This is a genomic window from Ancylobacter sp. GW821-FHT10E12 (assembly GCF_058809335.1).
Genome location: NZ_JBXASN010000003.1, coordinates 80334 through 94150, shown reverse-complemented (window position 1 = coordinate 94150; position 13817 = coordinate 80334). Strand labels below are relative to the sequence as shown.

The following is a 13817-nucleotide window of genomic DNA, read 5'->3' as shown; positions in this document are numbered from 1 at the left end:
CGGGCCTGGAAAGCCGGCGCCCGCCGGGTGGATCCGGCGGGCCTGGAAAGCAAGCACCCGCCGGGTAGGCCCGGCGGGTGCGGCGGCCCCGGCAGGGGTCAATTCTTCATCAGGACCGCCTTTTCGACCGGCCCCGCCGTCCAGTAGCCCTGGAACTTGGGCTGGCCGCCTTCGATGCAGATCATCGCGAACCGGGCCTTGGACTGGATGTGCAGCTCGGGGCTGAAGCCGCGCGGACCGAGGATGGTCGGCTCGTCCTTCATCTTGTTGAGCTCGGCGACCACCGGCTTGGTCGCCACCGAATTGGCGCGCTCCACCGCCTTCGACCACAATTCGATCATCGCGTAGCCGGTCAGCGGATAGGCGGTGGCCGGCAGTTCGCCCGTCGCCGTCTTGTACTTGCCGATGAAGGCCGCAAGCTCCGGCTCCGGCGCATCGCCATAGATCGAGCCGAAGGTCGCCACGCACATGTTGGACAGGTTGGGCACGGCGGAAAGCCAGTAGGTGCCGTCCATGGCGATGCCGGAGACGATCGGAATGTCGATGCCGGCGGCGCGGATCTGACGCACGGCGCTGGCGCCGCCCGGCGTGTAGGAACACAGCGCGATCACGTCCGGCTTCTGCGGCAGCGCCTTGATGCGGTTGATCTGCACCGCGATCGACGGGTCGCCGTTCTGGAACGTGTCGGTGCCCACCAGCTTGGCGCCTTCCAGCAGCGGCCACTGATACTTGAAGCCGGCGCATTCCGACTTGGAATAGGCGATGGTGTCGTCGGTCAGCACGTAGGCGGTGCGGTAGCCCCGCTCCTTGAAGCCCCAGGTGGCGATGGCGATGCCGCCGAGCGGCGCCGCATTGCCGCCCGAGAAGGAGAAGCTGCCGATGCCGTCGACGCCGGCCTTCGGATCGCCGGCGCACAGGAAGAAGGAGATCTTGCCCGCCGCCTGCGCCTTCAGCGCCGCCGGACCGCCAACGTCGAAGTCGCAATCGACCACGACCAGGTCGGCGCCCTTGGAGATGACGTCCTGCGCCGCCTTGGTGCCCTGCACCTGGTCGGTCTTCACGTCGGCCTCGATGGTGCGGATCTTGCGGCCGAGCAATCCCCCGGCGGCATTGATCTCGTCGATCTTGATCTTGGCGGCCACCATGGGCGGCACGCTATAGGCCTGCATCCAGCCGCTTTTGGAGACAGCGAAGCCGACGACGATGTCGTCCGCGGCCTGCGACGCGCCGGCCGTGGCGGCGAACCCGGCCGCCGTCAGCAGGAAGAGCGATAAAATGCGCCGTACGGTCATGCTTGTGTTCCCCGTTTGAATCCTGTCGACAGGGGGTCCGCGCAATCCGCATCCCGATGAGGCGTGCGAAACGGCGAAACCCGATTGCATCGAGTGTAGGCATGGGGGCGAAAGCCGGACCAATGCTTGGTCAGCACGGGTGACGGCCGGTAAATCATAAATCGCGCCGCCCGGCGGCGGTCGAGGGCGGGCCCGACCGCCGGGTGGCCTGGGTTCGGCCCCGGCCGCCCGGCTGATGCCCCGCGCGCATCAGCCGGTGCATCGACGGCATTGGGCAGCCGCCGGGCCGCCGGCTAGACTCGATCCAGATTGCAGGATTTCGCACGGCGCGATTGCGAGCGGAGTGACGGCGTGGAGTTCATCAGCGCAGCCAGCAAGGCCGAGGTGCTCTCGGTGCTCGGCCGTTTCGGAAGCGATGCCGCGCCGCTGGCCGGCGGAACCGACCTGATGGTGCAGATCGCCCGGCAGGAACGCCAGCCGGCGGCGGTTATCCATATCGAACGCCTCGCCGAACTGCGCGGGCTCGATATGAGCACCGGCCGGGCGCATATCGGCGCCCTCGTCACCCAGAAGACGCTGGCCGACCGCTTCGCCGGCGGGCCCTATGCCGGCCTTGCCCTCGCCGCCTCGCTCAGCGGCGGCTGGCAGACCCAGAATGTCGGCACGGTCGGCGGCAATGTCTGCAACGCCTCGCCCGCCGCCGACCTCGTGCCGCCGCTGCTCGCCCATGGCGCCCGCGTGTGGCTGGAGAGTGCGGAGGGCACGCGCAGCCTGCCGCTCGCCGAGTTCATCCTTGGCCGTCGTCGCACGGCGCGCGCCCCGGACGAACTGGTGATCGGCTTCGAACTCGACCCTGCCGGCCCGCTGGAAGCCGACATGTTCGAGAAGGTCGGCCGGCGCGGCGCGATGGAGATCGCCATCGCCTCGGTGGCGGTGCGGGTGCGGCTCGGCGCCGACGGGCGCACGCTCGACGACGCGCGCATCGCCATCGGCGCCATGGGTCCGGTGCCCTTCCGCGCCCACGCGGCGGAAGCGGTGCTGATCGGCCGGCCGCTCGACGCGGACGGCCTGCGCGAGGCGTCGGCCGCTCTGCTTGCTGCCGCCAGCCCCATCACCGACACCCGCGGCAGCGCCGCCTACCGCACGGCCGTGGTGCCCCGCGTGTTCGAGCGCGTGCTGCGCGCCTGCATCGCCGCTGCCGCCAGCTGCCCCGCATGAGCCGTCGCTGTCTAGTCGAGGATCCGAAATGCCGCGTGTGAATGCCTGGATCAACGGACGCGAGGAGACCTTCGAGGTCGCGCCGCTGGAGACGCTGCTCGACGCCCTGCGCGGCCGCCTCTTCCTCACCGGTACCAAGGACGGCTGCCGCGAGGGCGAATGCGGCGCCTGCACCGTGCTGCTCGACGGCATGCCGGTCGATGCCTGCATCTATGCCGCGGAAGCCGTGGCCGGCCGACAGGTGGAAACCGTCGAGGGGCTGAGCGACCGCGCGGCCGACGCGCTGCGGGACTCGATGGTCGCCCATGGCGCGGTGCAGTGCGGCTTCTGCACCCCCGGCCTCGTCGTCGCGCTCACCGGCCTGCTGCGCAGCGCGGAGCCGCTCGACGAGGGCACGGTGCGCCACGCGATCAGCGGCAACCTGTGCCGCTGCACCGGCTACACGCAGATCCTCGACGCCACGCTCGACGCCGCCCGCCAGCTCAGGGAGCCTACCCCGTGAAAACCGTCGACGGCGATTACGCGCGCCCGGACGCGCTCGGCAAGACCAAAGGCGAGACCATCTTCTGCGCCGATTATGCCGAGCCCGGCATGCTGCACGGCGTGATCCTGCGCGCGCCGGTGGCGGCGGGGCGGATCGTCGGGCTGGACCTGTCGAAGGCCCGCGCCATGCCAGGCGTGCGCGCGGTGGTCAGCGCTGCCGACGTACCGCCGGTGCTGGCCGGCTGGATCGTCCGCGACACGCCGATGTTCGCCGCCGAGGTGGTGCGCTATATCGGCGAGCCGATCGCCGCGGTGGCGGCCGACACGCTCGACCAGGCACGGCGCGCCCGCGACGCCATCGTGCTGGAGATCGAGGCGACCCGCGCCTGCGGCACCATCGAGTCCGCGCTCGCGGCCGATGCGCCGAAGATCCATCCCGACATCGCCCACTACGCGCTCGCCGATCACGAGGGCATCAACTTCCCGCGCTATGGCAATATCGCCGCCGAATCCTGCAGCCTCGGCGACCTCAGCGACATTGACGGCATCTTCGCCGGTGCCGCGCATGTGGTGGAGGACGAGTTCCGCACCCAGCGGCAATATCAGGGCTATCTCGAGCCGAAGAACGCCGTCGGCATCTTCCGCGAGGGGCGGATCACCGTCCATTGCGGCTCGCAATGGCCGTATAATATCCGCATCCGGCTCGGCCAGTATTTCGGCATGCCGATCTCGAAGGTTCGGGTGATCGGCCACATTTTCGGCGGCGGCTTCGGCGGCAAGCTCGACGCCAGCGTCGAGCCGCACGCGGTGGCGCTGTCGCGCGCCGCCGGCGGGCGGGCGGTGAAGATCCTGAACACCCGCAGCGAGGACATCATCACCGCCACCTCGCGCGAGGGGCTGATCGTCAAGCTGCGCTCGGCGCTGGACGCCGACGGCAACATCCTCGCCCGCGACGCCGACTGCTACATGGACAATGGCGCCTATACCGGCGAGACGGCGTTCCTCGCCTGCTTCCCGTTCTACTTCTCGGCGATGAGCTACCGCGTCGGCCGGCTGCGCGCCGCCAGCCGCCTCGTCTACACCAATGCCCCGCCCACCGCCGCCATGCGCGGCGTCACCGGCGTGCCGATGTATGCGGCGCTCGAAAGCCACATGGACAGCATCGCCGCCCGGCTCGGCGTCGACCGCCGCGCATATCGCATGCGCCACCTGTTCGTCGACGGCGACACGCTCGCCAACGGCCAGGCGCTGCCGGACGCCTCGATCCTGCACGACCAGTTCGCGGCGGTGGAGAAGATCATCCCGTGGGAGGGCGAGAGGAAGCCTTATCGCGGCCGGGCCATCGCCCCCGCCATCTGGCTGGTCAATCCGCTGCCCGGCTCGGCCACCGCCAAATTGCAGGAGGACGGCTCGGTCGTCATCCTCAGCGGCGCCAGCGAGAACGGCTCCGGCGCGGTGACGACCGGCATCCGCCAGATCGTGGCGCAGGAACTCGGCATCGATCCGGACGACGTCATCATCCCCGATCCCGACACCGATATCGGTGGTTTCGACGGCGGCTCGCAGGGCAGCCGCACCACCCAGGTGGCCGGCATGGCGGCGATGAAGGCCGCCGGCGAGCTGAAGCAGAAGATCTTCGAGACCGCCGCGCCGCTGCTGCAAGCCTCGCCCCGCGAGCTGGAGCTGGCGGATGGCATGGTGCGCGTCGCGGCCGCGCCCGGCCGGCTGATCCCGCTGGCGACGGTGGGCGCCACGTCCACTTTCGGGCTCGGCACGCTGACCGGCAGCGGCCGCCATGCGCTCGGCCCGCCGACGCCCTACGATCCGAGCTGCGCCAGCGGCCTGCTGTTCGGCTATTTCGCCTGCCCGACCTATCACGTCCACGCCATCGAGGTGGAGGTCGATCCCGTCACCGGCGGCGTCACCGTGCTGCGCTATGTGGTGGCGCAGGAGGTCGGCAAGGTGGTGAACCACACGGCGCTGCGCGGCCAGATCCAGGGCGCCGTCACCCAGGGTCTCGGCTTCGCGCTGTATGAGAGCCTGCGCATCGATGAGACGGGCGAGACGCTGGAAAAGAGCTTCGAGGCCTATCGCCTGCCCATCGCGCTGAACACGCCGCGCGTCGAGGCGATTATCACCGAGAATCCCGCTGCCGACGGCCCCAATGGCGCCAAGGGCGCGGCCGAGCCGCCGATCCTGCTGCCGGCGGCGCTGGTGGCCTGTGCGGTCAGCGATGCCATCGGCCGGCCGATCCGCGCCATTCCCATCACCCCCGAGGACGTGCTCGCCGCCTTGATGGAAAACGAGCGCGACGTCGCTCGCGCCTGAATGCCGGCCTTCCCTTCCACCCGACCGCAAGGACGAACCTGATGCAATCCAATGCCCGCGAGGCCGGTGTCTTCCTGCTCGGCGACGTGCCGCCCAACCGCATCGCCGAAATGTCGCAGCTGGTCGAGAAGGTCGGCTTCACCGAGCTTTGGCTGGCCGAGGACTACTTCATGCTCTCGGCCTTCGCCACGGCCGGCATCGCCTTGCAGGCGACCGGCTCGATCCGCGTCGGCATCGGCGCCATCGCCAACCGGGTGCGCCACCCGGCGGTGGCCGCCATGGAGGCATCGACGCTGGCCGGCGCCTTTCCCGGCCGCTTCACCGATCTCGGCCTCGGCCATGGCGTGCCGGCCTGGATGAAGCAGATGGGGCTGTTCCCCAAATCCGTGCTTATCTCGATGAGCGAGGCGGTGGACGGCATCAAGCGCCTCGCCAAGGGCGAGACCGTCACCACCAAGGGCGAGTATTACAGCTTCGACAATGTGTCGCTTACCCATTCCGCCCCGGAACTGAAGGTGCTCACCGCGGTGGTCGGGCCGAAATCGGTCGACCTGTCCGCCCGCATCGCCGACGGCCTGCAAATTTCGGTGCTTGCCGGCCCGCGCTATGTGGAGGCCGTGCGCGCGCGCATCGCCGCTGTCCGGGCCGAGGCGGGGCTGACCGAGCCGTTCAAGATCATCACCTATGCGCTGGCATGTGTCGGCTCGGATTCGGCGGCGGCGCGGGCCAAGATGCGCAAGTTCGCCGCCTTCTACATGGAAGCCATGGGCCCGACGCTGCTCACCGAGGTCTACGGCGTCAACGAGCCGCTGAAGGAACTGCTGGCGCGCGGCGGCGCCGCCGCGGTCGCCGAGGAGATGCCGGATGAATGGCTGGACTGGCTGGGCGTTGCTGGCTCGCCCAAGGAAGCCGCCGCGGCGATGATCGCGCTGTATGAGGCGGGCTCCACCTCGGTGGTCCTGTGCGTGGTACCGTCGGAGGAACTGCCCGAGCAACTCGATCTTATCGGCCGCGAGGTACTGCCAAAAATTCTCTGATGGTTCCTTTGGAGGAGATGGGTACGAGAGGACGCCACTCGCGATCTGTTCAGTCCCCGAGTGTTGGGGAATCAGCGCAGATGGTCCCGCCTCCCGGGAGGAATTATGGGCCAGATACTCCATGGCAGCGCCACAACTACGCCCGCCATCCGGGCGGCGATACAGCGATCGAAGGCTCCGCTCAACGAGCTAGAGGCTGTTAGGGACTGATTAACTCTGATTTCTGAGGTTTGCGAGATGAAGCGGTCTCGCAAGCCGTATCCCTCTGATGTTTCCGATGAAGAGTGGGCGCTGGTGGCGTCCTATCTGACGCTTTTGCCTGAGGCTATTCCTCAGCGGAGCCATTCGCTGCGCGAGGTGTTCAACGGCCTGCGCCATGTGGTGAAGACGGGCGCTCCCTGGCGCTGGATGCCCAACGACCTGCCGCCGTGGCAGATCGTCTACCAGCAGGCGCAACGCTGGCTCGGGGGCAGGCTGCTTCGAGGCGCGGGCGGAGGATTTGCGGACCATCCTGTGCCTTGCTGCGGGGCGCAGCGAGCAGCCGGGCGCAGCCATCATCGATAGCCGCACGCTGCGATCGACGCCGGAAGAGTGCCGCCGGTGGCGCCCGGATCGGATCGCCCACCACGATAGTACGTCCTGTCCGCATCAGCACGCCGACCGCCTGCTGCGGCGACGCCTGACCGGCCTCGTCGACCAGCAGCCAACCGAGCGCGGCGGGCGGCAGGCGGCCGAGCATGGTGCCGACCGAGGCAAAGGTGGTGGAAAGCGCCGGCACCACCAGGAACAGGCTCGCCCAGAGGTCGGGGATCAGCGCATCCTTCGCCGGATCGCCGAGGCTCTTTCCGTCGAGTGCCTGTAACATGGCGCCAAGATTGTTGCGCAGGGGCTTCGCCGCGGCGTCGATAAAGGGGCGATGCAGGTCGAGCGCCGCTTCGAACAAGGCGTGGTCGACGATGATGCCCCGGAAGGTGGTGCGGTCGCGCTCCAACTCGGCCATCAGCGCCGAGCCGATGTTCGGCATCGCCAACCGCATGCCTATGAGAATCTGATAGTGGCGGCGAAGGTGCACGCGGCCTCGCCCATCCGCGATCTCCTCGGCCCCTCGCGTTGGATCGACATCTCGGGTTCCGGCACCGACAAATGGTGCCCTGAGGAGGGCCGCGCGGCGGTCGAGATGATCGAACACATTGTGGCTACCGGCCTCATGCCTGACCTTTATGTGGTGACGCCCTTCGTTCAGGTTGCCGATGGGCTGCGCCGCTTGATCCGCGAGAGCGCGGCGCTCGCCGCCGCCACTCCCGCTCTGGACGCGTGGGCCTATGAACGGGTCGGCACCATCCACACCGTGCAGGGCCGCGAGGCCGAGGCGGTGATCTTCGTGCTCGGCGCCCCCAATGCCGACCAGACCGGAGTTCGTGGCTGGGCGGGGAAAGAGCCGAACCTGCTCAACGTCGCCGTGACGCGGGCCAAGGAAGCCGTCTATGTGCTCGGGAACCGCCACCTCTGGCGCTCGGCTGGCGCCTTCACCGATCTCGACGCCATGCTGGCGCGGGCGGAGATGCGGAGGGCGTGAACCGATAAAGACGCATTGTTATGAATCGCACGCGATTCTCGCACAATTGTCTGCGATTTGTAACGTCATAGCCCGAGGTAGACGTTTTGGCCTGTCGGAACCGGTCTGATCTCTATGCGTCATTTGCGATAAAGCCACTTTATGTGAATTGACGAATATTATTGATTTATCGGTCAATTCCTATATTGATATTTTATCGGATAAGGCGCATATCAACCGCGCATGATCCAGTCAGACCTCGCACGCACGCCGAAGCAGATCGGCAACCTCATCCGCCGTCAGCGCAAGCGCCTCGGCCTCAGCCAGACCGCGCTCGGCGAGCAGGCGGGTCTGCGGCAGGAGACCATTTCCCTCATCGAGACCGGCAATCCCGCCGTCAGGCTCGATACCCTGCTGTCGGTGCTGGCAGCGCTCGATCTCGAATTCCAGATCGCCACGCGCAGCCGGTCGCGCGGCATTGAAGATCTCGTCGACTGATGCCGCGCCGCCGCGTCCATCCTCCCCTTCGCGTCTATCAGAACAACCGGCTGGTCGGGCATCTCATCAAGGATCCCAGCGGCGCCATCGCGTTTCGTTATGACGCGGCGTGGTTGGACCTGGAGACCGCCTTCCCCGTCTCGCTCTCGCTGCCCCTGCGGGAGGATGCCTGGCGTGGTGCGCCGGTCGCCGCGGTATTCGAGAACCTGCTGCCGGATTCCGACATCCTGCGACGGCGTGTTGCCGAGAAGGTTGGCGCTGCCGGCTCCGACGCCTACAGCCTGCTTGCGGCGATCGGCCGTGATTGCGTGGGCGCTCTGCAATTCATCGCCGGCGACAGCGAACATCCAGGCGAGGACGATGCCCTTGCGGACGAGTTGCTCGACGACGAGATAATCGCACGTCTGCTCGGCAATCTGGCGCAGGCCCCGCTGGGGCTTTCACGCGATGATGATTTCCGCATCTCGGTCGCCGGCGCGCAGGAGAAAACCGCGCTCCTGAAGCTGGATGGTCGCTGGTACAAGCCGCACGGCACCACACCGACCACGCATATCTTCAAGACGCCGATCGGCCGTCTGCCGAATGGCATCGACCTCACCCATAGCGTCGAGAATGAATTCTACTGCCTGCGCCTGCTTGGCGCTCTAGGGCTCAAGGTCAATACCGCAGAGATCATGACCTTCGGTGAGACCAAGGCGCTGGTGATCGAACGGTTCGACCGTGTCTGGAGTGGCAAACGCCTCATCCGCCTGCCGCAGGAGGATTGCTGTCAGGCGCTCGGTGTGCCGCCCACGCGCAAATATCAGCAGGATGGCGGCCCCGGCCTCGTGGAGATTGCCGACCTCCTCAAGGGCAGCGATACGCCCGCGGCGGATTATCGTACCCTGTTCCAGGCGCAGCTCGTGTTCTGGCTGATTGGCGCAACGGATGGGCACGCCAAGAATTTCAGTATCTTCTTGCATCCCCGTGGCGGCTATCAGCTGACTCCGCTCTATGACGTGCTCACGGCCCAGCCGAGCCTGGCCGCCCACCAGATCGACCGGCGGCAAATGACGCTCGCCATGTCGGTCGGTGATAACCGGCACTATCGTTTCGACGAGGTCGTGCCTCGGCATTTCTTCCAGACCGCCGCCAGGGCGGGCCTGCCAAAGGCACTTGTCCGCACCGCGCTGGGAGACATTGCGGCCCGCATGGATGAGGCCATCACGGCAGTCGAGGCCGGGCTGCCAGCGGGATTCCCCGAGGCGCTTCATGCCGCAGTAAAAGCCGGGATCGCCGCGCGGATGCGCGTGCTCGAAGCGGGGCTGCGGGAGCGAGGCTGAGGGCGTGATGAGCTGCCGTATTGGCCTCATCCATCGGTAGACGTCGATCTCTCCTTGGATTCTTGGCTTTACGCTGCAGCCCACGCCAACCGGAGCCCAACGGCCATTCAGGCATCCATGCCAATCTGGGACAGGACATTGCGTCGCAATTAATTAGTTGTCCTTATAACCCCATGCGTATCTAGTGGTCTAATCGAAAACTGACATCGTTGCTAGATTCAAGGCGACCCAACGTAACATGCGGGGAACGTCGACCTTGGAATCGTGGAAATACATATTCACGTCGTTATTGATTGTTTCCAGCCTCGGGGGAGGCTCGGCTGCGGTCGCGCAGCAGCCGAGCAAGCTTGAGCCTCTTATCATCGAGGAGCAGGGCAGTTTCGCTGTCGGTGGGACGATTTCGCGTACCCCCGGAACCTACAACAACAACGCCCCGACCTCCGAAGGGCAGAGCCTTCACGGCGATCATCTCTATGCCTTCTATCAGGTGCCGCAGAACCCGAAGGCGCTGCCCATCGTCATGCTGCACGGCGCCTTTCAGTCGGGGCGGAGTTGGGAGACCACGCCGGATGGTCGCGCGGGCTTCCAGAACATTTTCCTGCGACGGCATTTTCCGGTCTATCTGGTGGACCAGCCGCGCCGTGGACGGGCGGGCAACAGCACCGTCGCCACGACGATTGAGCCGACCCCCTACGATCAGCTTTTCTTTGACCAATTCCGGCTCGGCAAGTGGCCTGACTATTTCGAGAACGTCCAGTTCGACCGCGCGCCCGAAACGCTGAACCAGTTCTTGCGATCGGTCACACCGAACACCGGCCCCTACGACGCCGGTGTGATCTCGGATGCCATGGCGGCGCTGTTCGCAAAAACCGGCCCTGCTATCCTCTTCACCCATTCGCAAGGCGGTGGGCCTGGCTGGCTGACGGCGATCAAGAGTCCCAACGTCAAGGCCATCGTCGCTTTCGAGCCGGGGAGCGGCTTCATCTTCCCCGAAGGCGAACTGCCGCCGGCGATGCCGAGCGCGGCCGGCACCTTGTCGCCCGAGGCCGTGCCCCTCGCGGATTTCGAGAAGCTGACGCGCATCCCGATCGTCATCTATTACGGCGACAATTTTCCGACGGAACCCACCGCGGAGCGCGGCCAGGACAATTGGCGGGTACGGCTCGCCATGGCCCGGCTTTGGGTCGACGCCATCAACAAGCGTGGCGGCGACGCCCGCCTGGTGCATCTGCCCGAGATCGGCATTCGCGGCAACACGCACTTCCTGATGTCCGACCTGAACAACGTTCAGATCGCGGATCAGGTGTCGATGTTCCTCGCCGACAAGAAGCTGGATTGAACCACCTGCAGAAACGTACCGCGCCGCATGAATGTAAAAGATTGGAGGCTGGAATGAATAAAAAAATCATCAATCAAAAAAGGCGCGAGTTCATTGGGGTCTCTGCGCTTGTTATGTCTGCCGCAATTCTTGGGAGCCCTGCCATGACCACAAATGCTGCTGTCGCCGCCGACTATAAGCAGAACCCTTTTACACTGGTCTATGACGGTGCGATCACCAAGAATGAGCCGGGCAAGGTCAATATCCACCCGGTCACCTACAAGCTGGGTGGCCTGGATATCGTCGCCAACGTTTACACACCGGCGAACTACGATCCGAGCCAGAAATATCCTGCAATCATCGTGGCGCACCCGAATGGCGGGGTGAAGGAACAGGTTGCGGGCCTCTATGCCCAGCATCTGGCGGAACAGGGCTACATTACGATCGCAATGGATGCCGCGTATCAGGGCGGGAGTGGCGGCAAGCCCCGTAGCGTGGACAAGCCCATGTTCCGCATCGAGGACATTCATGGCGCGGCGGATTTCATCACGGCCTATCCGGGCGTCGATGCCAACCGCCTCGGACTGTTCGGAATCTGCGGCGGCGGCGGCTATTCCCTGGCGGCGGCGAAGACTGACAAGCGTTTCAAGTCGATCGCCACCTTGAGCATGTTCAACTCCGGCCGCGTTCGTCGCAACGGCTATGCGGACTCGCAACTGGCAACCATCCAGGAGCGGCTACAGCAAGCCTCGAAAGCCCGCGCCCAGGAAATGGCTGGCGGTGAAATCCTCTATTCGGGAGACGCTAACCTGACTGATGCGCAGATCGCGGCCCTGCCGTTCGACCTCTATCGGCAGGGTTATGAATATTACTGGAAGACACATGCGCATCCCGGATCGACCTTCAAGTACACGACCAGCAGCCTCATGGACCTGATGCGTTGGGATGCTGCCGACCAGATCGAGCTGATCAACGTTCCACTGCTGATGATGGCGGGCAGCAAGGCCGACAGCCTCTACATGACGGAAGAGGCGTTTCCCAAAGCCACCGAGACCAAGGACAAAGAGCTGTTCCTCATCGAGGGCGCAACGCACATCGAGACCTATTGGGTTCCCAAATACGTGGACGCCGCGATGGGCAAGTTGACGCCGTTCTTTGCCCGAACCCTCGTCTCTGACCGTTCGTAACCTGATCCCTGTTTCCGAAGAGACGTCAGGAAAAAGGTTCAACACCGTGGCATCCGGTTCTTAATCGGATGCCCCCTATTCAGAGAGAGAGCACACATTGAAGACGCTCACCAGACATCTGCTTGTCGCAACCAGCCTGCTTTTGATCGCAGGATCGTCCAACATGGCAGATGCACAAACCGAGACTCCTCCCGGAGCGTCCGGCGCTGCACCTGCCAAGCTACCGTCGCGCGCGCAGCAACTGATGGGCGACGTCGCGCCCAAGCTCGCCGAGCTGACCGATGACGTGCTGTTCGGGGATATCTGGGAGCGGCCCGGCCTCGCCAAGCGCGACCGCAGCCTGATCACGGTCGCGGCACTTGTCGCGCTTAACCGACCCGAGCAACTCCGCTCCCATATCGCGCTCGCGCGCCGCAATGGTGTGACCGAGCAGGAGATCGTCGAAACGATCACACAGCTCGCCTTCTATTCGGGCTGGCCCAACGCGATTGCCGCCGTCGGCGTAGCCCGTGAGGTTTTCAAGAACTGACGAGAGCACGTGCCTTGCCAGAAGCCATGAAAACCAAAGGAGTGAGATGAAGCCCCTTTTCGCAGCAATTCTTGTTATTGCGCTCTGCGCCTCCGCCGCATCGGCCCAGGCTGACCCCGTCATCACCGTCACACGCCCCGGTTCGCAGCCGTCCGCCACGGGTCCTGCTGCCAACTTCACAGGTTCGGTGCGGGTCGATTCCCGCTTTCAGGGAAGCGCACCCGCCCGCATCGGCGGCGGCATCGTAACCTTCGAACCCGGTGCCCGCACGGCATGGCATAGCCATCCGCTCGGCCAGACGCTGATCGTCACGGCTGGCGTCGGTCTCGTGCGCGCATGGGACGGCCCCGTTCAGGAAATCAGGCCGGGCGACATCGTGTGGATTCCTCCGGGCGTGAAGCACTGGCACGGCGCCTCCTCAACCAACGGCATGTCGCATATCGCCTTTTCGGAATCGCTCGATGGCAAGTCTGTCGAGTGGATGGAGAAGGTCACGGACGAACACTATCGACAATAGCCGTCCATCCATGAACGCCGAGCGGGATTTCTCATGTTGAAAATTGCACGACCATTTGCCCTCGCGAGTATGATCGCCGGGGCGATCCTTGCTGTCGGATGGCAGGTTCATGCCGAGACCAATCGGGTTACGTTCCCGGAAAATATCGATCAGCTCGTTCACTATACGACTGTTCGGCGGGGTAACGTGACCGAGCATATCATGACGACACGGGAAGCGATTGAGGCCGTCAGGAGCGGTCGGCCAATCCCTGCCGGCACCCATTTCGTGCTTGTCGATTACCGCGACGGTGAACTCTATCGCTACTTCGTCATGGAGAAGGGCGAAGGCTTTGGTGCGGACTATGACGAGCGCCGTCGCACGGCTGACTGGCAGTTCCAGTGGTTCTGGCCCGACAAGTCCGTCAACATGAGCGAGAATACCGCCCGTTGCCAGTCGTGCCATCGCAGCCAGGCGGACGGCGATTACCTCTATACGGGTTATCGCATTCCCCGCTTCACCGGCACGCCGGTCGAATAGGCCTGAGGGGCGCG

13 protein-coding genes and 1 pseudogene are annotated in these 13817 nt (G+C 65.3%); 13 read left to right on the top strand and 1 reads right to left on the bottom strand.

All coding sequences use genetic code 11. The annotated features are described in order from the left end of the window. Positions 1–98 precede the first annotated feature (98 nt). On the bottom strand, positions 99–1292 hold the full coding sequence (locus tag AC1RU4_RS04685; RefSeq protein WP_492889867.1) for an ABC transporter substrate-binding protein: 1194 nt from the start codon (positions 1290–1292) through the stop codon (positions 99–101). 351 nt (positions 1293–1643) lie between these two features. On the opposite strand from AC1RU4_RS04685, the gene AC1RU4_RS04680 reads away from it, so the two are divergent. The 13 genes and pseudogenes from AC1RU4_RS04680 to AC1RU4_RS04620 all read left to right on the top strand — a co-directional run bounded on the left by AC1RU4_RS04680 (position 1644) and on the right by AC1RU4_RS04620 (position 13803). Next, entirely contained in the window at positions 1644–2510 is an 867-nt protein-coding gene (locus AC1RU4_RS04680) for an FAD binding domain-containing protein (RefSeq protein WP_492889866.1), read from the top strand. 28 nt (positions 2511–2538) lie between these two features. Next, positions 2539–3012, top strand: coding sequence for a (2Fe-2S)-binding protein (locus tag AC1RU4_RS04675; RefSeq protein ID WP_492889865.1), 474 nt, complete (start codon positions 2539–2541; stop codon positions 3010–3012). Then, a complete protein-coding gene (locus AC1RU4_RS04670; RefSeq protein ID WP_492889864.1) occupies positions 3009–5321 on the top strand; it encodes a xanthine dehydrogenase family protein molybdopterin-binding subunit in 2313 nt (770 codons plus the stop codon). The genes AC1RU4_RS04675 and AC1RU4_RS04670 overlap by 4 nt, the downstream gene beginning before the upstream one ends. 41 nt (positions 5322–5362) lie before the next feature. Continuing rightward, positions 5363–6358: an LLM class flavin-dependent oxidoreductase gene (locus AC1RU4_RS04665; RefSeq protein ID WP_492889863.1), complete on the top strand. Its 996-nt coding sequence runs from the start codon at positions 5363–5365 to the stop codon at positions 6356–6358. A 237-nt stretch (positions 6359–6595) separates the two neighbouring features. Beyond that, a pseudogene (locus tag AC1RU4_RS04660) lies at positions 6596–6959 on the top strand (transposase); the annotation flags it as partial. Positions 6960–7274: 315 nt separating this feature from the next. Next, the gene (locus AC1RU4_RS04655) at positions 7275–7934 is read left to right on the top strand and encodes an AAA domain-containing protein (RefSeq protein ID WP_492889862.1); all 660 of its coding nucleotides are present in this window, start codon (positions 7275–7277) and stop codon (positions 7932–7934) included. A gap of 222 nt (positions 7935–8156) precedes the next feature. Next, complete coding sequence (locus tag AC1RU4_RS04650; protein ID WP_492889861.1) at positions 8157–8411, top strand: helix-turn-helix domain-containing protein; 255 nt, start codon at positions 8157–8159, stop codon at positions 8409–8411. Next, entirely contained in the window at positions 8411–9733 is a 1323-nt protein-coding gene (locus AC1RU4_RS04645; RefSeq protein ID WP_492889860.1) for a type II toxin-antitoxin system HipA family toxin, read from the top strand. The genes AC1RU4_RS04650 and AC1RU4_RS04645 overlap by 1 nt, the downstream gene beginning before the upstream one ends. A gap of 292 nt (positions 9734–10025) precedes the next feature. Beyond that, a complete protein-coding gene (locus tag AC1RU4_RS04640) occupies positions 10026–11072 on the top strand; it encodes an alpha/beta hydrolase (RefSeq protein ID WP_492890115.1) in 1047 nt (348 codons plus the stop codon). Between the two features lie 143 nt (positions 11073–11215). Then, the gene (locus tag AC1RU4_RS04635) at positions 11216–12238 is read left to right on the top strand and encodes an alpha/beta hydrolase (protein ID WP_492889859.1); all 1023 of its coding nucleotides are present in this window, start codon (positions 11216–11218) and stop codon (positions 12236–12238) included. A gap of 97 nt (positions 12239–12335) precedes the next feature. Beyond that, the gene (locus AC1RU4_RS04630) at positions 12336–12767 is read left to right on the top strand and encodes a carboxymuconolactone decarboxylase family protein (RefSeq protein ID WP_492889858.1); all 432 of its coding nucleotides are present in this window, start codon (positions 12336–12338) and stop codon (positions 12765–12767) included. A gap of 46 nt (positions 12768–12813) precedes the next feature. Next, the gene (locus AC1RU4_RS04625; RefSeq protein WP_492889857.1) at positions 12814–13284 is read left to right on the top strand and encodes a (R)-mandelonitrile lyase; all 471 of its coding nucleotides are present in this window, start codon (positions 12814–12816) and stop codon (positions 13282–13284) included. Positions 13285–13317: 33 nt separating this feature from the next. Continuing rightward, positions 13318–13803: a cytochrome P460 family protein gene (locus AC1RU4_RS04620; protein WP_492889856.1), complete on the top strand. Its 486-nt coding sequence runs from the start codon at positions 13318–13320 to the stop codon at positions 13801–13803. Positions 13804–13817: the final 14 nt, after the last annotated feature.